The sequence below is a fragment of the Lederbergia citrea genome (genome assembly GCF_018343525.1).
In the GTDB taxonomy this organism is placed as follows: Bacteria; Bacillota; Bacilli; order Bacillales; family Bacillaceae_C; genus Lederbergia; species Lederbergia citrea.
The window spans coordinates 301259-322732 of the sequence record NZ_JAGYPH010000003.1 but is presented as its reverse complement, the minus strand read 5'-3'; the positions used below and the strand labels follow the sequence as shown (position 1 = coordinate 322732).

18 protein-coding genes and 20 tRNA genes are annotated in these 21474 nt (G+C 39.2%); 37 read left to right on the top strand and 1 reads right to left on the bottom strand.

Annotated elements, in window-relative coordinates:
• Positions 1 to 49: 49 nt before the first annotated feature.
• From KHA88_RS16110 to KHA88_RS16015, 20 genes are all read left to right on the top strand, one after another.
• Positions 50 to 124: transfer RNA gene (locus tag KHA88_RS16110), tRNA-Glu, on the top strand.
• Positions 125 to 127: 3 nt separating this feature from the next.
• Positions 128 to 200, top strand: a tRNA-Val gene (locus KHA88_RS16105).
• Between the two features lie 79 nt (positions 201 to 279).
• A tRNA-Lys gene (locus tag KHA88_RS16100) sits at positions 280 to 355 on the top strand.
• Positions 356 to 361: 6 nt separating this feature from the next.
• Positions 362 to 443, top strand: a tRNA-Leu gene (locus KHA88_RS16095).
• 7 nt (positions 444 to 450) lie between these two features.
• A tRNA-Gly gene (locus KHA88_RS16090) sits at positions 451 to 525 on the top strand.
• 8 nt (positions 526 to 533) lie between these two features.
• Positions 534 to 619: transfer RNA gene (locus KHA88_RS16085), tRNA-Leu, on the top strand.
• Positions 620 to 639: 20 nt separating this feature from the next.
• Positions 640 to 716, top strand: a tRNA-Arg gene (locus tag KHA88_RS16080).
• A 17-nt stretch (positions 717 to 733) separates the two neighbouring features.
• A tRNA-Pro gene (locus KHA88_RS16075) sits at positions 734 to 810 on the top strand.
• 6 nt (positions 811 to 816) lie between these two features.
• A tRNA-Ser gene (locus KHA88_RS16070) sits at positions 817 to 909 on the top strand.
• A 157-nt stretch (positions 910 to 1066) separates the two neighbouring features.
• A tRNA-Met gene (locus KHA88_RS16065) sits at positions 1067 to 1143 on the top strand.
• A 7-nt stretch (positions 1144 to 1150) separates the two neighbouring features.
• A tRNA-Asp gene (locus KHA88_RS16060) sits at positions 1151 to 1226 on the top strand.
• Between the two features lie 43 nt (positions 1227 to 1269).
• Positions 1270 to 1342, top strand: a tRNA-Phe gene (locus KHA88_RS16055).
• 26 nt (positions 1343 to 1368) lie between these two features.
• Positions 1369 to 1453: transfer RNA gene (locus tag KHA88_RS16050), tRNA-Tyr, on the top strand.
• 6 nt (positions 1454 to 1459) lie between these two features.
• Positions 1460 to 1533 (top strand) — tRNA-Trp (locus tag KHA88_RS16045).
• 11 nt (positions 1534 to 1544) lie between these two features.
• Positions 1545 to 1620, top strand: a tRNA-His gene (locus tag KHA88_RS16040).
• 15 nt (positions 1621 to 1635) lie between these two features.
• Positions 1636 to 1710 (top strand) — tRNA-Gln (locus KHA88_RS16035).
• Between the two features lie 16 nt (positions 1711 to 1726).
• Positions 1727 to 1800: transfer RNA gene (locus KHA88_RS16030), tRNA-Gly, on the top strand.
• 11 nt (positions 1801 to 1811) lie between these two features.
• A tRNA-Ile gene (locus KHA88_RS16025) sits at positions 1812 to 1885 on the top strand.
• 14 nt (positions 1886 to 1899) lie between these two features.
• Positions 1900 to 1974 (top strand) — tRNA-Asn (locus tag KHA88_RS16020).
• Positions 1975 to 1984: 10 nt separating this feature from the next.
• Positions 1985 to 2058: transfer RNA gene (locus KHA88_RS16015), tRNA-Arg, on the top strand.
• 57 nt (positions 2059 to 2115) lie between these two features.
• On the opposite strand, the gene KHA88_RS16010 is transcribed toward KHA88_RS16015, so the two are convergent.
• On the bottom strand, positions 2116 to 2577 hold the full coding sequence (locus tag KHA88_RS16010; RefSeq protein WP_213122492.1) for a hypothetical protein: 462 nt from the start codon (positions 2575 to 2577) through the stop codon (positions 2116 to 2118).
• Between the two features lie 183 nt (positions 2578 to 2760).
• Here KHA88_RS16010 and KHA88_RS16005 point away from each other — a divergent pair, with 183 nt between their 5' ends.
• The 17 genes from KHA88_RS16005 (at position 2761) to menC (ending at position 21459) form a co-directional block, all read left to right on the top strand.
• The gene (locus KHA88_RS16005; protein WP_213122491.1) at positions 2761 to 4149 is read left to right on the top strand and encodes a TldD/PmbA family protein; all 1389 of its coding nucleotides are present in this window, start codon (positions 2761 to 2763) and stop codon (positions 4147 to 4149) included.
• A 3-nt stretch (positions 4150 to 4152) separates the two neighbouring features.
• Positions 4153 to 5496 carry a TldD/PmbA family protein gene (locus tag KHA88_RS16000; protein ID WP_213099152.1) on the top strand — a complete coding sequence of 448 codons (1344 nt, stop codon included), beginning with the start codon at positions 4153 to 4155 and terminating at the stop codon, positions 5494 to 5496.
• A 124-nt stretch (positions 5497 to 5620) separates the two neighbouring features.
• A complete protein-coding gene (locus KHA88_RS15995) occupies positions 5621 to 5830 on the top strand; it encodes a PLD nuclease N-terminal domain-containing protein (protein WP_213122490.1) in 210 nt (69 codons plus the stop codon).
• Complete coding sequence (locus KHA88_RS15990) at positions 5827 to 6735, top strand: ABC transporter ATP-binding protein (protein ID WP_213122489.1); 909 nt, start codon at positions 5827 to 5829, stop codon at positions 6733 to 6735. The genes KHA88_RS15995 and KHA88_RS15990 overlap by 4 nt, the downstream gene beginning before the upstream one ends.
• The gene (locus KHA88_RS15985; protein WP_213122488.1) at positions 6732 to 7508 is read left to right on the top strand and encodes an ABC transporter permease; all 777 of its coding nucleotides are present in this window, start codon (positions 6732 to 6734) and stop codon (positions 7506 to 7508) included. Before KHA88_RS15990 ends, KHA88_RS15985 begins: the two co-directional genes overlap by 4 nt.
• 84 nt (positions 7509 to 7592) lie before the next feature.
• Entirely contained in the window at positions 7593 to 8393 is an 801-nt protein-coding gene (locus KHA88_RS15980; RefSeq protein ID WP_249313258.1) for a thermonuclease family protein, read from the top strand.
• A 342-nt stretch (positions 8394 to 8735) separates the two neighbouring features.
• On the top strand, positions 8736 to 9701 hold the full coding sequence (locus KHA88_RS15975; RefSeq protein WP_213122487.1) for a LacI family DNA-binding transcriptional regulator: 966 nt from the start codon (positions 8736 to 8738) through the stop codon (positions 9699 to 9701).
• Positions 9702 to 9885: 184 nt separating this feature from the next.
• On the top strand, positions 9886 to 10770 hold the full coding sequence (locus KHA88_RS15970) for an ABC transporter permease (protein ID WP_430413718.1): 885 nt from the start codon (positions 9886 to 9888) through the stop codon (positions 10768 to 10770).
• 18 nt (positions 10771 to 10788) lie between these two features.
• The gene (locus tag KHA88_RS15965; RefSeq protein WP_213099158.1) at positions 10789 to 11664 is read left to right on the top strand and encodes a carbohydrate ABC transporter permease; all 876 of its coding nucleotides are present in this window, start codon (positions 10789 to 10791) and stop codon (positions 11662 to 11664) included.
• 17 nt (positions 11665 to 11681) lie between these two features.
• Positions 11682 to 13286: an ABC transporter substrate-binding protein gene (locus KHA88_RS15960; protein ID WP_213122486.1), complete on the top strand. Its 1605-nt coding sequence runs from the start codon at positions 11682 to 11684 to the stop codon at positions 13284 to 13286.
• Positions 13287 to 13304: 18 nt separating this feature from the next.
• On the top strand, positions 13305 to 14759 hold the full coding sequence (locus tag KHA88_RS15955) for a glycoside hydrolase family 32 protein (protein ID WP_213122485.1): 1455 nt from the start codon (positions 13305 to 13307) through the stop codon (positions 14757 to 14759).
• Positions 14760 to 14761: 2 nt separating this feature from the next.
• Complete coding sequence (locus KHA88_RS15950; protein ID WP_249313257.1) at positions 14762 to 15661, top strand: ROK family protein; 900 nt, start codon at positions 14762 to 14764, stop codon at positions 15659 to 15661.
• 236 nt (positions 15662 to 15897) lie between these two features.
• Complete coding sequence (locus tag KHA88_RS15945) at positions 15898 to 16164, top strand: hypothetical protein (protein WP_213099161.1); 267 nt, start codon at positions 15898 to 15900, stop codon at positions 16162 to 16164.
• 79 nt (positions 16165 to 16243) lie between these two features.
• Complete coding sequence (gene yidC, locus KHA88_RS15940) at positions 16244 to 16957, top strand: membrane protein insertase YidC (protein WP_430413673.1); 714 nt, start codon at positions 16244 to 16246, stop codon at positions 16955 to 16957.
• A gap of 73 nt (positions 16958 to 17030) precedes the next feature.
• Positions 17031 to 18385, top strand: a protein-coding gene (locus tag KHA88_RS15935; protein WP_213121260.1) for an IS3 family transposase whose coding sequence is annotated in 2 segments (ribosomal slippage) — positions 17031 to 17484 and positions 17484 to 18385 — 1356 coding nt in all. Because the reading frame shifts where the segments join, the coding sequence is not laid out codon by codon here.
• A gap of 116 nt (positions 18386 to 18501) precedes the next feature.
• Entirely contained in the window at positions 18502 to 20130 is a 1629-nt protein-coding gene (locus tag KHA88_RS15930; RefSeq protein WP_213122484.1) for an ABC1 kinase family protein, read from the top strand.
• Between the two features lie 189 nt (positions 20131 to 20319).
• A complete protein-coding gene (menC, locus tag KHA88_RS15925) occupies positions 20320 to 21459 on the top strand; it encodes an o-succinylbenzoate synthase (protein ID WP_213122483.1) in 1140 nt (379 codons plus the stop codon).
• Positions 21460 to 21474: the final 15 nt, after the last annotated feature.

Below are 21474 nucleotides of genomic sequence, written 5' to 3'. Positions count from 1 at the left end.
AGCCCCAAATGGGGCTATTATTTTGCACTAATTTACATAAATGTAAATTGGCCCGTTGGTCAAGCGGTTAAGACACCGCCCTTTCACGGCGGTAACACGGGTTCGAATCCCGTACGGGTCACCATTCGGAGGATTAGCTCAGCTGGGAGAGCACCTGCCTTACAAGCAGGGGGTCGGCGGTTCGATCCCGTCATCCTCCATTATTATGTGCCGGTGCAATAACGGTAGAGCAAAGAACTTTTAATGAGTTTAGCTCCCCTTGCCGGCGTTTTTTTAATTGAGCCATTAGCTCAGTCGGTAGAGCATCTGACTTTTAATCAGAGGGTCGCAGGTTCGAATCCTGCATGGCTCACCATTTTTTGCGGGTGTGGTGGAACTGGCAGACACGCTAGACTTAGGATCTAGTGCCGTAAGGCGTGGGGGTTCGACTCCCTTCACCCGCATTATAAAGCGGAAGTAGTTCAGTGGTAGAACACCACCTTGCCAAGGTGGGGGTCGCGGGTTCGAATCCCGTCTTCCGCTCCAAGATTTTTGCCGGGGTGGCGGAATTGGCAGACGCACAGGACTTAAAATCCTGCGGTAGGTGACTACCGTACCGGTTCGATTCCGGTTCTCGGCATCATTCTTTATTATTAATTTGCGCCCGTAGCTCAATTGGATAGAGCGTCTGACTACGGATCAGAAGGCTATGGGTTCGACTCCTTTCGGGCGCGCCAATCAAACATTGTAATTTCGGGAAGTAGCTCAGCTTGGTAGAGCACTTGGTTTGGGACCAAGGGGTCGCAGGTTCGAATCCTGTCTTCCCGACCATGATTTGGAGGTATACCCAAGTCCGGCTGAAGGGATCGGTCTTGAAAACCGACAGGGGAGTCAAATCCCGCGGGGGTTCGAATCCCTCTACCTCCTCCATATTTTTATTTTATTTTATCGTCGCGGGGTGGAGCAACGAGCGTTACTTCACTGAATGAACTGCGAGTTGTACCGATCGAGTTGCAGCTTGAATAAGCTTCCTGAGATCGGGACAGTAATATGCATTGTGCATATAATAGTTATGTTATTTTATCGTCGCGGGGTGGAGCAGTCCGGTAGCTCGTCGGGCTCATAACCCGAAGGTCGCAGGTTCAAATCCTGTCCCCGCAACCAAATAAAAGGTCCCGTGGTGTAGCGGTTAACATGCCTGCCTGTCACGCAGGAGATCGCGGGTTCGATTCCCGTCGGGACCGCCATTTTTCTAAAGTAATTATGTTTCAGTATGAAAATATATCATATGGCTCAGTAGCTCAGTCGGTAGAGCAAAGGACTGAAAATCCTTGTGTCGGCGGTTCGATTCCGTCCTGAGCCATCATTTAATTAAAATTTAATATGTTCGGTGGGGTAGCGAAGTGGCTAAACGCGGCGGACTGTAAATCCGCTCCCTCCGGGTTCGGCGGTTCGAATCCGTCCCCCACCACCATTTGACAGGGGTATAGTTCAACGGTAGAATAGAGGTCTCCAAAACCTTTGGTGTGGGTTCGATTCCTACTACCCCTGCCAATTTTATGATGGCGGTTGTGGCGAAGGGGTTAACGCATCGGATTGTGGCTCCGACATTCGTGGGTTCGATTCCCATCAATCGCCCCATTTTATTTAAAAGATTGGGCTATAGCCAAGCGGTAAGGCAACGGACTTTGACTCCGTCATTCGTTGGTTCGAATCCAGCTAGCCCAGCCATACTATTTTTAGAAATGCGGGTGTAGTTTAGTGGTAAAACCTCAGCCTTCCAAGCTGATGATGAGGGTTCGATTCCCTTCACCCGCTCCATACCTTAAGATGGGCCTGTAGCTCAGCTGGTTAGAGCACACGCCTGATAAGCGTGAGGTCGGTGGTTCGAGTCCACTCAGGCCCACTTTTGCTTTTTGTTCCGCAGTAGCTCAGTGGTAGAGCTATCGGCTGTTAACCGATCGGTCGTAGGTTCGAATCCTACCTGCGGAGCCATACATATGATGTGCCTTTAGCTCAGCAGGATAGAGCAACAGCCTTCTAAGCTGTGGGTCAGAGGTTCGAATCCTCTAAGGCGCGTAAATTAAAAAACGCTTAGACTAATTTGTCTAAGCGTTTTGTGTTTTTATAAACCATTTAAAATCTAAAGCTAACTATAAAGATCGTTGCCAATACGCAAGCTACGGAGGTTAGCATCATCGCAATATAATTCGATAGGCTTGAAGAATGTTTTATTACGTGGCCATCTTTTTCTTGCGCGTTTAATTTTTTAACAAGTTTTCTCCCGACAAAACTAATTGCAATAATAGTAAACAGTATTGCTCCTCCGCCAAATCTTTCCATGAAATTAAGGTAAAATGGTTTGGAAGCATCTCCGAAATTCATCGAGATAATCATAAACACTCCACTAATTAAAACAAAAAAAGCACTCGGATGAACGAGCATATTAACCACCCGCGTCATTTTCTTCACAATCGTTGATGACTCTTTTGATCCTAGATTCTTTCTCATCATTAATAAAATAAAGGTGACAGCAAGTAGTGCCCCAACCCAAATCGAGATCCCGGTGAAATGCAAAAACAACCAAAACTTAAACATGAAAACTCCCCCTTCCTAATATCAATAATATTGGAGCAATATGAACACCAAATGAACAACACATTACAAAACGATTCGACAAAATTCGGGTGGTGACAGGCACCGCTCGAATTTTGTCGAATGCGCGCCTCGAGGCACTGCCTGGTGAATGAGGTATAATTGAGGAAGAGGAGGAGGGTGAATATGTTAAGTAAATCTATGATTGAAGATGTGTTGACTGCCGCTTTGTCTACGGGCGGGGATTTTGCCGAGGTGTTTGCTGAGGATCGTTTTTCGAATAATATGTCTCTTCAGGACGGCAAGATTGAGCGTAGTATTTCCGGAAGGGATGCGGGTGTTGGAATTCGTGTATTCAGCGGTTTGCAAAGTGTGTATGCATATACGACTGATTTTTCAAAAGAAGGTCTTTTGAAAGCGGCCAAAAATGCAGCCCATGCGATTAAGGGAAGTGGGTCGCACATTGTTTCTCCGCTCGTGCAGGAAACGATTCATCCACTAAATAAAATCATTCAAATGCCGCGGACAGTTGAAAACGGACGTAAAGCAGCAGTAATGAAAAAAGCGTATAACATCGCGAAAAACTATCACTCTAGCATCAAGCAAGCAACAATACAATACATAGATGCCGAGCAAAATGTGTTGATTGCGAACTCAGAAGGGAAATTCGTCGAGGATACGAGAGTAAGAAGCCGCCTTGCGATTCAGGCAATTGCTTCCGACGGAACGCAAATGCAGCCCGGCTACTACGGTCCCGGCGCTTATCAAGGCTTCGAGTTCTTTGAGAATCTTAATCTTGAACATTATGCCGGCGAGGCTGCGCGGATCGCAGTGACAATGCTAGATGCAGAGGAATGTCCGAGCGGTAAATTCCCTGTCATTATTGATAACGAGTTTGGCGGCGTTATTTTCCATGAAGCGTGTGGTCATGGACTTGAAGCTACTTCTGTAGCGAAGTATAACTCTGTTTTTGCCAACCGTATTGGGGAAAAAGTAGCTCCTGACATCGTGACTTATATTGATGACGGAACAATTCCGAATGAGTGGGGATCGCTGAACATTGACGATGAAGGAGAAAAAACGCGAAAAAACGTCCTGATCGAAAATGGGATTTTAAAAGGTTATTTGATTGATAAATTTAACGGTCGTCGAATGGGCATGGAAGCAACAGGCTCGAGCAGAAGGGAATCATACCGTTTTAATCCGACTTCACGGATGACAAACACGTATATTGCTCCGGGAAAATCGACTCCTGAGGAGATTATTTCATCTACTGAAAGCGGACTATACGCGAAATATATGGGAGGCGGCCAGGTGAATACAGCAACTGGCGATTACAACTTCGCTATCATGGAAGCTTATATGGTGAAGGATGGGAAGCTCGGCAAACCTGTCAAAGGTGCAACGTTGATCGGAAACGGACCTAAAACTCTTCAGCTTGTCGATATGGTCGGGAATAATCTTGCTCATGGCGCGGGTATGTGCGGCTCTGTCAGTGGCAGTCTTCCTGTAAATGTCGGACAGCCAATGATTCGTGTCAGTGAAATCACCGTCGGCGGAACGAAGGGGGAGTAAGCAATGAATATCGAACAGTTCCAGCAAAAACTTTTAGAGGATGGAAAAAATTCTGGGTTTGGTGACATGGAAGTTTACTTTGAAAAATCAACACGTTTCGCCTGCCAGGTTTACAAAGGAGAACTGGACCATTACGAAACAGCAGAAGATGGGGGACTTTCTTTCCGCGGTACCTATAATGGGAAAATGGGCTATGCCTATACAGAAAAATTGGATGAAGAATCAATTACATTTTTACTCGAAAGTGCGAAAGCGAATGCGGAAGTGATTGAAGATGAGGAACAGGATGACATCTTTGCAGGAAGCGATAGCTATGAAGATATCGATTTTTATTCTAAAAGTTTAGATGAAGTTCCTATTCCGGATAAAATTGCTTTTCTAAAAGAAGTGGAAAGCAAAGTAGCCAATTACGATTCGCGCATTGCATCCATCAATTCCTGTAAGCTGATCGAACAGTCGAATGAACGAGTACTCGCCAATAGCAAAGGGCTCTCTCTTCATGAGCGCAAGAATTATTTGGCCTTGGTTTTATCGGTCATTGTCAAACACGAGGAAGAAACAAAAAGTGGATTCCAAGTTGAAATTACTAAGGATTTTACCTCATTAAATGCGGATGAAATTGCGAAAAAGGCGGCCGATGAAGCCCTGTCTTACCTCGGAGGGAAATCGATTGCGAGCAAGAAATATCCGATTATTCTGCGCAATGACGCGGCGGCAGATTTACTTGGAACGTTTGTATCTGTATTTTCTGCTGAAATTGCGCAAAAAGGCCGATCCTTATTGAAAGATAAGGAAGGTGAAAAGATTGCTGCTGAAAAATTAACAGTTATCGATGATCCATTCCATGAAGATGGATTTGACAGCAGAAATTTTGACGGGGAAGGTGTTGCATCAAAAATATGTTCCGTCATCGAAAACGGAACATTGAAGACACTGCTTCATAACCGTAAAACAGCGACGAAGTCAGGTGTGGAAACAACGGGTCATGCGTATAAGGCGTCATATAAAGGAACGTTGACAGTCGCACCATCCAATTTTTATGTTGTACCGGGTAAGAAAAATCGGGATGAATTGGTGAACTCACTGAATGAAGCGGTCATCGTTACAAAACTATCCGGCCTTCATTCCGGAGCAAACGCGGTGTCGGGGAACTTCTCTGTTGCAGCTCAAGGCTTTTATGTGAAAGACGGAAAGGTCTCAACACCCGTTAAGCAAATGACAATCGCAGGGAACTTTTTCGAATTGCTAAAAGAAATTCAGGAAGTTGGATCTGATCTCTATTTTGCAACGAGCGGGATTGGCGCGCCGTCTCTACTTGTAAAAGAATTATCTGTGACAGTTGAATAAGAAATAATCCAAAAGGATAACTGCATATGTGGTTATCCTTTTTTTTATAAAAAATAAGTAGCATTTGTTAGATATGCCTGTTATATTAGTTGTATAACAAAGGGGAAGGAAAGGAAGGAATAAAATGAATGATTTAGATTTATCATCGATTGATTGGGGATTGATTGCACCATTGATTGAGATTCAACTCATTCTCGTGGTTGTAGCTTTGATTAATTTAACAAAACAAGCTTACACAAACGGACCAAAGTGGTTGTGGGTACTCATTATTCTGTTCGTTAGTATGTTCGGGCCAATCCTTTATTTTGTATTTGGAAGGAGTAAGGACAGATGACCGTTCTTGAAATAGAAAACCTTTCAAAGCAATACAAAAATAAGAAGGCTGTTCAAAACATCAAGTTTACACTGGAAGCTGGAAAATGCACAGCATTACTCGGGCCAAATGGAGCCGGTAAAACAACGACATTAAATATGATAGCTGGATTGTTGACGCCTACATCGGGAACGATCAGATCTCCTTTACTCAATTCCAAGCAGGATCTTCGCCAGCTCATTGGCTTTCTTCCTCAATATACATCATTTTATGGATGGATGAGCGGTAAGGAATACGTGATGTTTGCCGGTGAATTATGTGGTTTGACAAAAAAAGAAGCGGAATCAAGAACGGACTATTTGTTAAACCTTGTTGGTTTAAAGGAAGGCAAGAATCGAAAAATAAGCCAGTATTCAGGAGGAATGAAACAAAGGCTTGGCATTGCACAAGCGCTTATTCATAAACCGAAATTGATTTTACTAGATGAACCTGTATCTGCTCTGGATCCATTTGGAAGAAGAGAAGTGCTTGAACTCATGAGAAATTTAAAAAATGAAACGACGATTTTATTTTCTACTCACATCTTAAATGACGCAGAAGAAGTCAGTGATAATGTCCTGTTCATGAATGATGGAAAAATAATTGAAAAAGGCAGCTTAACAGAAGTGAAACAGAGGAACGCCGAAAATCTGATGTTTTTGAAGTTTGACCAACCTGCATCTCGTTACGTGAAAAGCTTTGAGACATGTGAGTCTATTGAAGAAATCAATGTAAATAACGATACTATTTCACTATCTCTTCAGGATGTTGCCCATGCTAAAAGCGATATTTTACAAATAATCGCTCGTGAAAATTTGCCCATCATAAAAATCGAACTGAGTACTGCGTCATTAGAAGACATCTTTATGAAGGTGGTGAAAAAATGAAGCAATTTAGAGTCCTTTTTAAGAAGGAATGGATGGAGGCAGTTCGAGATTTGAGATGGATATGGATGCCGATTGTCTTTATCCTTATCGGCATTATGGAACCTATAACCACCTTTTATACACCGCAAATCATCGAACAATTTGGTAGTTTGCCAGAGGGTACAATCATCGAAATTCCACTTCCGACAGCAGAAGATGTGCTCGTTAGTACTGCAGGTCAATATAATTTGCTTGGAGTCCTCGTGATTGTCTTAGCATTTATGGGAATCCTTGCAGGAGAAAGAAAATCTGGAACGGCGGCAATGGTTCTTGTCAAACCTGTTTCATTCAAGGCATTTGTCGCTGCAAAATGGCTTCACGGTGTCCTCCTCGTTTGGGTTTCATTTTTACTGGGAATGTCTATGTCTTGGTATTATACTGATCGACTATTTGGGTTAGTCCCTGTGTCGGATTTTTTCACAGGCAGTCTTTCGTTTGGACTTTGGCTCACCTTTATTTTTACAATTATTTTATTTTTTAGCAGCTTTAGTCCGAAACCTGGAATCGCCGCCTTCGGATCCTTGGCAACAGTCATTGTCTTGACGATGTTGTCTTCTATTCTCCCTGAAAAATTCAACTGGAGTCCATTTGCTTTACCGACATATGCCAGTAAATTTTGGTTGGCAGAGCCGACTGAAAAACAGCTATATGTAGCATTAATCATCTCGATTATTCTTATATATGGATTAATCATACTGTCTATAAATATATTTAAAAGAAAAGAATTGGCTTAGAGTAGTTGGAATTTGGATCCTAATGATTGTAAAATGGTTTAGAGTTTGAAGTTTTATAGCTTAAAAATATCAGGAGGATTCAGCTTGGAACTATTTTTAGGATTTCTAGTGTTTGCAAGTTTAGTAGCTTGTGGTGTTTTTTTCAGTAAGGTAATCAAAAAAGCTAAAAAGGGAGTTTCGTTAAAGCGCTCAGTCCAATCTTTGGGAGTATCTTTCGTTGTTTTACTTGGATCTATTGCCGTATTCGGTAATCCTGAATTACTAAACCTGATACAAACTTCGGGAACTACTGATCAAATTCCCGTTAAACTTGTAAAAACAATCGATGGCGACACCATTAAAATTAGCTATCAAGGCAAAGATCAAAATGTGCGATATTTATTAATTGATACACCGGAAACGAACCATCCCCGTCTTGGGAAACAACCATTTGGAGAGGAAGCAAAAGAACGAAATAATCAACTGGTGAAAAGCGGGAAGTTAACGATCGAATTTGATGTCGGAGAACGTGTGGACAAATACGGCCGCCTGCTTGCCTATGTGTATGTAGATGGGAAGAGCGTTCAGCAAACGTTATTGGAAGAGGGACTGGCAAGAGTTGCGTACGTTTATCCGCCGAATACTAGACACTTAACGCCTTATGAGGAAGCACAACAACGTGCCAAAATTAAGGGAATCGGTATTTGGTCTATCGAAAACTATGCTACTGATACTGGATTTAAGGAAAATGATGCGAAGAACTCTGGAAGTTCGGATGAAGTAAAGGAATATTTTAGAAACTGTACGGAACTTAGAAAGAAGTACCCTAACGGCGTGCCAAAAGGGCATCCTGCATATCAAGCGAAAATGGATGGCGATAAAGACGGCTATGCATGTGAGAGGTAATAAAAGAGGGTATCACATGAATCTTTAATTGTGATATCCTATTAATTTTTTTCGGAAAATTAATCCGCAGATGTGATCGAGGATTTACCTCTGTATTGCTTAGGAGTATACCCACAGTGTTTTTTGAACACTTTTGTAAAAAAACTCAGGACTTTCACTTGTACAGTCCTGAGTTTATTACAGTAGCAATTAGTCATTTTCTCATTGCCTTTTTCTAGAGCGATTCGTATGTCACTTCGATTCAAAACCGTAACATATGCTAAGATATAAATGATTGATAAACATTTTTTATAAAGACATATAATTCCAATTAAAATAAATATATGATCAAGGAGAAACAAAATGAAGGTTAAATTAGAAGATGTTGCAAAAGCGGCAGGAGTTTCTCCTACTACGGTATCACGCGTATTAAATAATAGGGGATATATAAGCGATCGAACGAGAGCGAAGGTTGAGGAGGCAATAAAAGAATTAAATTATTACCCGAATGACGTCGCAAGATCTCTTTTCAAAAAGCGGACTAATTTTATAGGATTAATACTACCAACTGTTAGTAACCCTTTTTTTGGTCAATTAGCGTTATATATTGAAAATCTTTGCTCAACATTAGGATATAAAGTTATTCTTTGTAATAGTTCAGGTCAAATTGAAAAAGAAAAATCATATTCAACGATGCTTATTAGGCATCAAGTGGATGGAATGATTGTTTGCTCATATAATAGGGGAATAGACACGTATATGTATCCTAAACTCCCGATTGTTGCAATCGATCACTATTTATCACCTACTATACCAGTGGTAGGTTCCGATAATTATGCTGGCGGAAAATTAGCTATTCAACATTTAATTGAGCAAGGATGTAAATCTATCATTCATATTAATGGTCCTCTTGAAATTGAAACACCTGCACAATTAAGAAGAAAAGCATACGAAGATCTGGTAGAAAATTCCGTCACATATGAACTTCCCTTTGAGGATGAAGATACGATTGTATCTATTAGAAAAATTTTAAAAGAGCGTCCTGAAACAGACGGAATATTTGCTAGTGATGATATAATTGCAGCTGCGTGTTTGCAGGTTGCAAGAGAAATGAACATACACGTGCCTGGTCAATTAAAGGTTGTTGGATATGATGGAACTGAAACTACAATGAGCTTATTACCTCAATTAACAACAATTAAACAACCAATTGAAGATATAGCTAAAACATCTGTTTTAAAATTGATGGACATGATTGAAAACTCAGAATTCTCCGGCCCGTATGAAACATCACTTCCAGTTCAATTATTAATCAATGAGACTACCTAATCTTTTATAAAGATTAGGTATTTTTTTAATATTTTCGGTCAAGCGGTTGACATATGAAAGCGGTTGACATATTATGAATTTACAAAATTGAAATTGATGTATAGGGAGGCTTTATATGGAAACTACAACAAGTGTCCATAAGGAAGTGAAAATACATAAGGAAAAGGTAAGTACTAGAACTTACATGCGCCAAAACTATATGCTTTATTTGTTTTTAGCGCCAGCAATTATCTTAACGGTCGTTTTTAAATACGTCCCAATGTATGGAGCAATTATATCATTTAAAGATTTTAGTCCGATGAAAGGAATTTGGGGAAGCGATTGGATAGGGCTTGAGCATTTTACTAGGTTCCTAACATCGCCCAATTTTGGGGAAATATTTATGAATACGCTTAAATTAAGCGTTTATGGTTTAATTTTAGGCTTCCCTGTTCCAATCATATTAGCGCTTATGTTGAACCAAGTAAGAAGGGCATCTATAAAAAAGAATATCCAGCTGATACTTTATGCACCGAATTTTATTTCTGTCGTGATTATTTGTGGGATGTTGTTTATTTTCCTTTCGCCGACAGGGCCAATAAATACAATATTATCTCTTTTCATAGATAAACCCATTTCATTTATGTCAGATTCTGATGCTTTCAGATCAATCTATATCATTTCAGGTATATGGCAGGGAGCTGGCTGGGCCTCCATTATCTATGTTGCAGCACTAGCGAATGTGGACCCGCAACTACATGATGCAGCAAATATTGACGGTGCTTCACTATTGCAAAGAATATGGCATATCGATCTTCCGACATTAAAGCCAATGATGGCAGTATTATTTATTCTTGGTGCTGGTGGAATCATGGCCATTGGTTTTGAGAAAGCATACTTACTGCAAACAGCTATGAATATACCAACATCTGAAATTATCCCCACCTATGTTTACAAAGTGGGATTGCAAGCTGGAGATTATGCTTATTCATCCGCAGTAGGATTGTTTAACTCTATTATTAATGTCATCTTGCTTGTATTTGTAAACTTTGTTGTAAAAAAACTAAATGAAGGTGAAGGCCTATATTAAGGAGGGGAATCCAAGAATATGTTTCATACAAAGAAAGATAAAATTTTGCTTTTTATTAATAAAATACTATTAATAATGATGGTATTGGTCATTGTTTTACCGTTGCTATATGTGTTATTAGCATCGTTTTTAGACCCTAGCGTTTTGTTGAGTAAAGGATTATCATTCAATGCTTCAGATTGGACGATAGATGGATATGTAAGGATTTTAAAGGATGATGCAATTATTAGAGGCTTCTTTAATGCCGTTCTCTATTCAGTAGGTTTCACACTTGTAACGGTTATGGTATCAATCTTTGCAGGTTATCCTTTGGCACTCGACGGATTAGCAGGGAAAAAGATCATCATGGGATTTTTCCTTTTCACAATGTTTTTCGGTGGTGGATTAATTCCTACTTATCTAGTTGTGAAGAATTTAGGAATGCTTAATAGTATATGGGCGATTATATTGCCGGGAGCTGTGAGTGTATGGAACATAATACTGGCTAGGACATTCTTTAAAAGCATTCCAAAAGAACTTAACGAAGCTGCAAAAATTGATGGTGCCTCCGAAATGCAAATATTTTTTAAGATCGTTCTACCATTAACAAAACCAATCATTTTTGTGTTAGCTTTATATTCTTTTGTCGGCCAATGGAATTCATTCTTCGATGCAATGATTTATTTGGAAGATCAGAAAATGCATCCCTTGCAATTAGTGTTAAGATCTATTCTTATTCAAAATGAAGTGCAGCCTGGGATGATTAATGATCAGCTTGCGATGGCAGAACTGAGTAAAATCTCGGAAAAAATTAAATATTCTTCGATTATTCTTTCGAGTCTGCCTTTAATTATTATGTATCCATTCTTCCAAAAGTATTTTGAAAAAGGCGTTATGGTAGGATCATTAAAATAAAAAAATGGGGGTTTATTATGAAAAAAATGTACAAGGCATTATCTACCTTTCTTATTGCAGGAGTAATAATAGGAGGTTGTAGTAAGGAAAGTAATACTTCTTCAAGGGATTATGAACTTAAGGATGTCACGTTTCCGTTAGAAGAAAAAGTAACATTGAAATTCATGACACAAAGTTCACCATTGGCACCTAAAGATCCTAATGAAAAGTTGATTTATCAGCGATTAGAGGAAAAAACAGGTGTGGATATTGAATGGAAGAACTATACGAGCGATTCATTTGTTGAAAAGAGAAATTTAGCAGTTGCCAGTGGAGAAATGCCTGATGCGATTATGGATGCCGGATATGGTGATTATGATCTGTTGAAACTGGGAAGGGATGGCACGATCATTCCCGTTGAAGATCTGATTGAGAAATATATGCCGAATTTGAAAAAGGTTCTCAATACTAAACCAGAATACAGAGCGATGATCACTGCTCCGGACGGACACATATATGCTTTCCCATGGATTGAAGAATTGGGTGCTGGCAAAGAGAGTATTCATTCAGTAGACGCTTTCCCGTGGATTAATGTGGAATGGTTGGAGAACTTAGGATTGGACATGCCGACAACAACAGAGGAATTGAAAGAAGTTCTAATTGCGTTTAAAACACAGGATCCAAACGGAAATGGTGAAGCTGATGAAATTCCAATGTCTTTTATTATTAATGGCGGAGGAGAAGATTTAACGTTTTTATTCGGCTCTTTTGGTATAGGAGATAACTGGGATCACACAGTCGTTACAAATGACGGGAAGGTCGTATTTACTGCAGCTCAAGATGATTATAAAGAAGCAATGAAATACTTTAATGATTTATATAAAGAAGGATTAATTGATGAGGAAGCTTTTGAACAAGATTGGAATACGTATCTTGCCAAAGGAAAGAACGAAAAATATGGTCTATATTTCACATGGGATAAAGGAAATATTTCAGGGATGAACGATAAATATGAATTGATGCCGCCACTGGCGGGTCCTTCTGGCGAAAAGAATGTAACGCGAACAAATGGTATGGGCTTTGATAGAGGACGTATGGTTATTACTAGTGCCAATAATAATTTAGAACTTACAGCGAAATGGATTGATCAGCTATATGATCCACATCAATCGGTTCAAAATAACTGGGGGACTTATGGCGATACGGAGCAGCAAAATATTTTTGAATTTGATGAAAGCACAGGGATGTTGAAGCATCTTCCACTTGAAGGAACTGCCCCTGTTGAATTGAGACAAAAAACGAATATTGGTGGTCCTTTAGCTATTCTTGATGAATATTACGGAACAGTTACAACAAAGCCGGATGATGCAGCATGGAGATTGAATTTGATGAAAGAAGTAATGGTTCCACATATGAAAGCAGATAATATTTATCCAAGAGTATTTTTCTCTCTAGAAGAATTAAAGGAACTCTCAAAGATTGAAGCAGATTTAATCGCTTATGTTCACAGAAAACGCGCGGAATGGGTGAAAACGGGCAAAGCTGAAGAAGAATGGAATGCCTATTTAACTGAGTTAGAAAGACTCGGATTGGATAAATGGCTGCAGATTAAACAAGTTGGATATGACAGAAGTGTGAACTAACTTAGGAGGCTATAATGAATGGAAACATATAATCTTGAAAAATATAGACCGAATCTACATTTTGCACCTCAGAAAAATTGGATGAACGATCCCAATGGTTTAATTTATTTTAATGGTGAATATCATCTCTTCTTTCAGCACAATCCACATGACAGCATATGGGGTCCCATGCATTGGGGCCATGCTGTCAGTAAAGATATGATTACATGGGAAGAGTTGGAAATTGCTTTATTCCCGGATGAATTAGGAACGATTTTTTCAGGTAGTACAGTGGTAGACTGGAATAATACTTCGGGGTTCTTCCCAGATGAGCCAGGAATGGTAGCGATTTTCACTCATCATTTAGATGGGACTGATCAAACACCACCTGTTCAAACACAAAGTCTTGCTTACAGTCATGACAAAGGGAGAACATGGACAAAGTACGAAGGAAATCCGGTATTGAAGCATTCTACAAAACTAGACTTCAGAGATCCAAAAGTCTTTTGGCATGACCAAACTGAAAAGTGGATCATGGTTTTAGCAACAGGTCAAACGATTTCACTTTATTCTTCTCCTAACTTAATAGATTGGCAGCTTGAAAGTGAGTTTGGTGAAGGTATTGGTTCCCACGATGGAGTATGGGAATGTCCGGATTTGTTCGAGTTGACAGTGGAAAACAGTGGAGAGAAAAAATGGGTTCTTTTTGTGAGTATTGGGGATGATCCTCAATTCGAAAGTGGCTCAAGAACACAGTATTTTATTGGTTCTTTTGACGGGTCAACTTTTACAGCTGAAAACAATGAAATTCAATGGGTCGATTTCGGAAAAGATAATTATGCAGGAGTTAGCTTTTCTGACGTCCCTAAAGATGATGGCAGAAGAATATATCTTGGCTGGATGAGTAATTGGCGATATGCAAACCAAGTGCCGACTGAGGGTTGGAGAAGTCAAATGACCTTGCCGAGAACTCTTGCATTAAGAAATATTGAAGATAAGCTTTTGGTGGTTCAAAGACCTGTAAAAGAACTAGATCAATATTTTGTTAAAAAGTTAGACCTAAACGATGTTACGATAAAAAGCGGTGAACAAAAAACATACAACATCGATGGGTCAAGTGTAGAATTCGTTTTAAATATCGAAAACATGAATTCGAAAGAATATGGCTTAGTGATAGCTCACACTGAAACCCAAAACACAGTAATTACAATTGATCCAATCACAAACCAACTAATTGTTGATAGGAAGAATTCAGGTCAGGTTGATTTCTCAGAAAACTTTTCTAATCGTCAAGAGATGAAAATTAACACAACGGATCATGTGAATTTGCGAATCATTCTTGATGCATCTTCCATTGAGGTATTTGTTAATGACGGTGCCTATGCCTTAACGAGCTTAATTTTTCCAGATAAGACATGTGAGCAAGTTTCAATTTTTTCATCAGCTGGAGATATAAAAATAGCAAACGGTTATATTTCGGCATCTGAATCATAAAAATGAATCTTGACATGGGGGGAAATTGTATCGTGCTTGGTGCAATAGAAGCGGGAGGTACAAAATTTTTATGTGCTGTAGGGGATATGGATTTTAATGTGATTGATAAAATAGAAATACCTACAACTTCTCCTAGGGAAACAATCGAAAAAGTAAAGGACTTTTTTAGACAATACAATGTTCGATCAATGGGTATAGGATCATTTGGTCCAGCGGATGTAAATATTGATTCACCAAATTATGGCTGTATTACAACAACACCAAAAGAACAATGGCAATATTTTAATTTAATCACTGCAATGAAAGATGTCTGTGATTTTCCTATCGTTTTCGATACAGATGTAAATTTTGCTGCACTCGGAGAAGTAAGGTTTGGAGCCGCCCGTCATGTGAAAAGTTGTATTTATGTAACAATCGGTACTGGCATTGGCGTAGGGGCTATAGTTAATAATCAAATATTACATGGTTTGAGTCATCCGGAGATGGGACATATCGTTGTCAGAAGGCATAAAAATGATCTTTTCGAAGGAGCCTGCCCATTCCATCAAGATTGTTTGGAAGGATTGGCTTCTGGTCCATCAATTGAAAAAAGGTGGAGCAAAGAGGGTTTTCTCCTTGAAAGTAATCACGAAGCGTGGGAAATAGAGGGTTACTATATAGCTCAGGCTTTAATGACTTATATATTAACCTTATCACCAGAAAAAATCATTTTAGGCGGAGGAGTAATGAAGCAAAGACAATTGCTGCCAATTATTTATCATTACTTGAAGAAACTTAACGAGGGCTATATATCTTTGCCACAAATGGATGAGCAGATTTCAGAATATATTGTTACCCCTGAACTGGATGGATTATCTGCCATTAAAGGAGGTTTTTATTTAGCTAAAAAACGCATCGATTGATCAGACAAGAATTTACTTGGACCTATTAAAAAAATTTAGTAAGCCAGTAATTGGAATAGGGAGTCATTCCTCCTGTCATTTGAGTTAATTTATCTTCATACTCAATTCGACATTTGGAAGGTACTCCTTTTTCATTTTTTTCGACAAAATTCGGGTGGTGCCTGTCACCGCCCGAAAAATAGTTTTGTTTTTCCTTAAAAATACGGTTATAATTTAAATATAAAGGAAGTGTTATGATGTTTGAACTTCTCTTACAAGATTCATATACAGAATGGGTTATCCCACTGACTCTAGCAATAGTCTGGATTTTGAGCTGGCAGCTAATGTCCCTATCAGATCCAGTTTATGCACGGAGAAAAATGGAATACCCATGTCAATCGACAACTTTCATAGTTCCAAAAATCATAAATGAACGCCCGCTTCTTTCAGGACTTCAATTAACTAAAACAGTCAAAAGAAAAGAATGCCCTGATGATCCGGAGGGGCCGCATCTTTCTATTTAAAAATAAAATTTTAAATAGAAGGGTGATATCATTGAAAAAAAACACCATATTGCTTACTATACTTGCCTTAACAACCGTAATGCTAGGTGGATGTTCGGGTGTACAAAATCAAACGGGCTTTTTTTACAGTACATTTGTCCGGCCATTTGCTTGGTTAATCCATGAACTCGGTACAGTACTCGGAGGAAATTTCGGATTGGCATTGATTATTATTACACTGCTCATTCGCCTCGTATTAATGCCTTTTATGCTGAAAACATATAAAACTCAGCAATTAATGAAAGGAAATATGGAGAAGCTTAAGCCGGAAATGGCGGAGATCCAAAAGCGCTCAAAAGAGGCAAAGACTCCTGAAGAAAAGAAAGAAATTCAACAAGAAATGATGCTTTTATATCAAAAGCATAACGTAAATCCCCTTAATATGGGCTGTCTGCCAATGCTCATTCAAATGCCAATATTAATGGGGCTTTATTATGCGATTCGGAGTTCAACGGAAATTTCGACTCACTCATTTTTATGGTTTAACCTTGGTCACACGGATATCGCCATGACAATCATCGCGGGTCTCGTATACCTTGTGCAGGCGCAAGTCTCGATGGCAACCGTACCTGAAGCACAAAAAAAGCAGATGCGCATGATGATGTATATATCGCCGATGATGATCATGTTTATCTCGTTCTCAGCTCCAGCAGCCTTGCCGCTATACTGGGTAGTAGGAGGGTCGTTCCTCATCATCCAAACGTGGATTGGACGAAAGTTTTATCAGCAACACCCGGAAAAAGCTAAGGAATAAATGGAAAAAGGATAGCCTTGTGAACTGCACCCCAATTGTTAGACACATACTCTAACAATTGGGGTGTATTTTTATGGCTAAATTTACTGCGGAAGAAAAATTACAAGCTGTTGCTCGTTATTTAAATGGGAATGAGAGTTACAGAGAAGTCGGAAAATCTCTGGGGATAAATTTTAGACACATCTATAAATGGGCAAAGCAATTTGAACATAATGGGGTAGAAGCTTTTAATAAACAATGTACAAGTTATACACAACAGTTTAAACTGGATGTACTAAACTTTATGACTGAAAATGGCGCATCCTTAACCGAAACAGCAGCTATATTTAATATTCCTGCACCTTCTAGTATTCTTGTTTGGAAGAATCAACTCGAAAAACAAGGAATTGATGCCCTTCAGACAAAGAAAAAGGGGCGTCCATCCATGAATAAGGAGTCAAATAAACAACCAAAACAAGCATTAGCTGAAGGTTCAGTTGAAGCTTTAGAAGCGCGCATTAAACAGCTTGAAATGGAAAACGAGTATTTAAAAAAGTTGAATGCCTTAGTTCAAAACAAGGAAAAATCACCAAACAAGACAAAGCGCAAATAGTCTTTGAGTTAAGGCATAAATATTCGGTGAAAGCACTTGTAAAGCTCGCTGGCATTCCACGTAGTACGTATTATGACTTAGTGAAACGAATGAATCAGCCTGATCCAGATGCCGATTTAAAAGTAGAAATCAAAGCGATTTATGAAGAACACGAAGGTCGTTACGGTTACCGTCGTATTCGTGATGAGCTAGCGAATCGTGGAAAAAAAGTAAATCATAAGAAGGTTCAACGTATCATGAAAGAGTTAGGTTTGAAATGCCTTGTACGTATGAAAAAATATAAATCTTATAAAGGCACTGTCGGTAAAATTGCGCCTAATCATTTAGACCGCCAATTTACAGCGGACGCCCCTAACGAAAAATGGGTAACAGATATTACGGAATTTAAATTATTTGGAGAAAAGCTGTATTTATCGCCTGTATTAGATTTATTTAATCGCGAGATTATTACGTATACCATTGGCCCGCGACCAACGTATTCATTGGTTTCGGAAATGTTAGAGAAGGCATTAGAACGCCTACCTGAAGAGAACTCACTACTGATGCATTCAGATCAAGGCTGGCACTATCAAATGAAACAATATCGCCATGCGCTTCAAGCAAGAGGGATTAAACAAAGTATGTCTCGTAAAGGAAACTGTTACGACAACTCTGTGATGGAGAACTTCTTCGGAATACTAAAGTCAGAATTCATTTACTATGGTGAATTTAAGAGTGTAGAACATTTTCAACAAGAATTAGAAAAATATATAGAATACTATAATACGAAACGGATGAAGGCAAAATTAAAAATGAGTCCGGTACAATACCGAACTCATTTTGAGCAAGCTGCCTGATGAAATAACCGTGTCTAACTTTTCGGGGTCACTTCATTGAAGGCTGTCCTTTTTTAATAAAATACGCTATTCTAAATAATACCATTTTTAACTCAACCATAGGAGGAGGACCGTGAATGAAGGCGAATAGAAAGTGGATGAGGATGTGCAAAGTACTGTCCTTCGCAATAGCAGTTGTGATTCAAGTATATTGGTACCGCTTTCGTAAAAAAACCGATTCCGAATGGGATAAATTATGGGTGAAAATCGGACAGAAATTTCGGCAAATGCTCTTTGATTTAGAAGGATTATTGATAAAAGTTGGTCAAATGTTAAGTATTCGTGCGGATATACTTCCTTCTAGTTTTATCCAACAAATCCAGGACCTAGTTGACCATGTTCCTCCTTCTCCTTGGGCTGATATTAAACTTGTTTTGGAAAAAGAGTGGGGGCGCCCAATTGAAGAAATGCTGTTGTCCATTGAAACGAAATCAATTGCTTCAGCATCGATAGGTGAGATATATCAAGGGCGCTTGAAAGACGGAACGAAGGTTGCAATCAAAGTACAACGCCCAATCATCAAGTCAATCATCAAAACTGATTTTCGTTCACTCGCGATTATTGTGTGGTTTGTTCGACATTTTGTCCCGCTACCTAAAGGATTTATCAGTTTTAAGCTATTATTCGAAGAACTGAAATATGTGATTGAAAGAGAATTAGATTTTAAAAAGGAAATGAATTCAATAAACCACTTTAGACAGCGATTTTCTTCATTCAGCAAATTGACGATTCCAGAGGTATTTCCCGAACTTTGTACCTCAAGAGTATTGGTAATGGAATGGGTTGATGGAAAAAGAATTACGGATGTAGACTTTTTAAATCAATGTCAGATTGATAGAAATGAACTATCTCAGCGTCTATTTCGGGCTTTTATTCCACAATGGCTGGAAGCGGGGGTTTTTCATGCGGACCCGCATGCAGGTAATGTATTGGTGCAGGCAAATGGCACAATTGTACTGCTTGATTTCGGAATGGTAGGAGAGATTTCAAAGAAAGACGCAATGAATTTTCAAGAGTTATTCCAAGCCATTTTAATGAAAAATTACTCGAAAGCTGTAGGGATATTAATCGATTTAGGCTTTTTACTTCCCAGCGTCAATCCAAAAATCATTGAGGGTCTCTTAAAAGAAGCATTATCTTTTGATGTTGGCCAGTTGAAAAACATGGACCTTTTTGCGGTAAAAAAAGAAATGAATGACATTGTCAAATCACTTCCAATCCATGTTCCGACGCGTTTTATTTTCCTAGGTCGCTCAGTTGTTACGATTGAAGGGATGATTCGCACAATCAATCCTGATAAAGAAATCTTGGAGATAGCGAAGCCAGTATTTATGGATTGGTTCAAAGAAAGCAATCTGAATAAGTGGACGTTAGTTTTAAATTGGATTGATGCGCAGCCTTTTTTTCAAATCTTTCGTTCCATTGCGGATTTATTGAGTTTCCCTCAACAATTACTTAAACAAAAGGAAACATTGCAGCAAAGGGAATTTATTTTTTGTATGTATGAAAATCAGAAGAAACGCGCGTTTTATATAGGTGCAATCGGATTAATAGCACTGTTCCCAAGTTTATATTTACAGCATTCATTAACTTCGATTATATCTGCTGGTTTGGCGGGAGTTTCTTTTGTACTCTATTTTATATCTGCTTGGAGACAAAAAAACTGGTTATCATTCATAGACTATAATAAAGATAGCAGACGCTAAAATCGGCGGCTGTTTTCTTTTTGTGCGCTATAATAAGGATGATGAGTGAAATACATGAATACATACCCAGCGATTAGAGACGCCAATCGCAAATATTCCCTGGGAAATGACAAATAGCGACCAGCTTAAATTAGCCGATGTCGACAGAATTTTTATGGCGTCAAGTAACTTAAACGGGAGTCGAAGAAAATGATCATAAAAGAAGTCATTGTCCGCAGATTAAGAATGAAAATGAAATTTCAATTTACAACGAGCTTTGGCACAATTGAAGATAAAGAATTTTTATTAATAGAAGTAAAAGATGAGAATGGAAATAACGGTTGGGGAGAATCTGGGGCATTCCAAGCTCCTTGGTACACCGAAGAAACGATCGAGACGAATAGACATATGCTCGAGGATTTTCTAATTCCAGCTTTACTGAACAAAGAAATCGAGCATCCTGATCAAGTTTCTGAGATTTTCTCACCATACAAAAGAAATAATATGGCGAAAGCTGCGATTGAAACAGCCGTATGGGATTTATATGCTCGAAATAAAGGAATTCCTCTTGCGACTGCACTTGGAGGAATGAATACAAAAATCGAAGTAGGCGTAAGTATTGGTATTCAAGATTCAGTTGAGGATTTACTGCGTGTCATTGATCGTCACGTCAATGAAGGGTATAAACGGATAAAGGTGAAAATCATGCCAGGCTGGGATTATGATGTCATCAGGAAAATCAGACAGCAATTCCCGACTGTTCCTTTGATGGCGGATGCCAATTCCGCTTATACGTTAAACGATATCCCGCTCCTAAAAAGATTGGATGAATTCAATTTAATGATGATTGAACAGCCACTCGGGTCTGACGATATTATTGACCATGCCCAGCTTCAAAAGGAAATCCGTACTCCTATTTGTTTGGACGAAAGCATTCTTTCTTATGAAGATACTCGCAAAGCGATTGAATTAGGCAGCTGTAAAATTATTAATATCAAAATTAGCCGTGTTGGTGGGTTGACGGAAGCAAAACGAATTCACGATCTTTGTAAAGAGCATGGCATCGCCGTCTGGTGTGGCGGCATGCTGGAAGCAGGAGTCGGAAGAGCGCATAACATTGCACTCTCGACATTAGATAATTTTATTTTACCAGGAGATACAGCGGGATCTTCACGCTACTGGGAAAGAGATATAATCGATCCAGAAGTCGTAGTTGAAGATGGCTACATCACAGTTCCTGAAGGACCTGGAATAGGCTATGAACCAAACCTTGAAATAATTAGGAAATTAACAATAAGTGAAAAAACATATTCGACAAAATCCGGGGCGTGCCTGTCACCGCCCGAATGATAAAGGGGATTTCTG

Excerpts from the sequence above, each read along its gene's own strand:
- KHA88_RS16010 (WP_213122492.1), bottom strand. The coding sequence starts at position 2,577 with ATGTTTAAGTTTTGGTTGTTTTTGCATTTCACCGGGATCTCGATTTGG.
- KHA88_RS16005 (WP_213122491.1), top strand. The coding sequence starts at position 2,761 with ATGTTAAGTAAATCTATGATTGAAGATGTGTTGACTGCCGCTTTGTCT.
- KHA88_RS16000 (WP_213099152.1), top strand. The coding sequence starts at position 4,153 with ATGAATATCGAACAGTTCCAGCAAAAACTTTTAGAGGATGGAAAAAAT.
- KHA88_RS15995 (WP_213122490.1), top strand. The coding sequence starts at position 5,621 with ATGAATGATTTAGATTTATCATCGATTGATTGGGGATTGATTGCACCA.
- KHA88_RS15990 (WP_213122489.1), top strand. The coding sequence starts at position 5,827 with ATGACCGTTCTTGAAATAGAAAACCTTTCAAAGCAATACAAAAATAAG.
- KHA88_RS15985 (WP_213122488.1), top strand. The coding sequence starts at position 6,732 with ATGAAGCAATTTAGAGTCCTTTTTAAGAAGGAATGGATGGAGGCAGTT.
- KHA88_RS15975 (WP_213122487.1), top strand. The coding sequence starts at position 8,736 with ATGAAGGTTAAATTAGAAGATGTTGCAAAAGCGGCAGGAGTTTCTCCT.
- KHA88_RS15970 (WP_430413718.1), top strand. The coding sequence starts at position 9,886 with ATGCGCCAAAACTATATGCTTTATTTGTTTTTAGCGCCAGCAATTATC.
- KHA88_RS15965 (WP_213099158.1), top strand. The coding sequence starts at position 10,789 with ATGTTTCATACAAAGAAAGATAAAATTTTGCTTTTTATTAATAAAATA.
- KHA88_RS15960 (WP_213122486.1), top strand. The coding sequence starts at position 11,682 with ATGAAAAAAATGTACAAGGCATTATCTACCTTTCTTATTGCAGGAGTA.
- KHA88_RS15955 (WP_213122485.1), top strand. The coding sequence starts at position 13,305 with ATGGAAACATATAATCTTGAAAAATATAGACCGAATCTACATTTTGCA.
- KHA88_RS15950 (WP_249313257.1), top strand. The coding sequence starts at position 14,762 with ATGAATCTTGACATGGGGGGAAATTGTATCGTGCTTGGTGCAATAGAA.
- KHA88_RS15945 (WP_213099161.1), top strand. The coding sequence starts at position 15,898 with ATGTTTGAACTTCTCTTACAAGATTCATATACAGAATGGGTTATCCCA.
- yidC (WP_430413673.1), top strand. The coding sequence starts at position 16,244 with ATGCTAGGTGGATGTTCGGGTGTACAAAATCAAACGGGCTTTTTTTAC.
- KHA88_RS15930 (WP_213122484.1), top strand. The coding sequence starts at position 18,502 with ATGAAGGCGAATAGAAAGTGGATGAGGATGTGCAAAGTACTGTCCTTC.
- menC (WP_213122483.1), top strand. The coding sequence starts at position 20,320 with ATGATCATAAAAGAAGTCATTGTCCGCAGATTAAGAATGAAAATGAAA.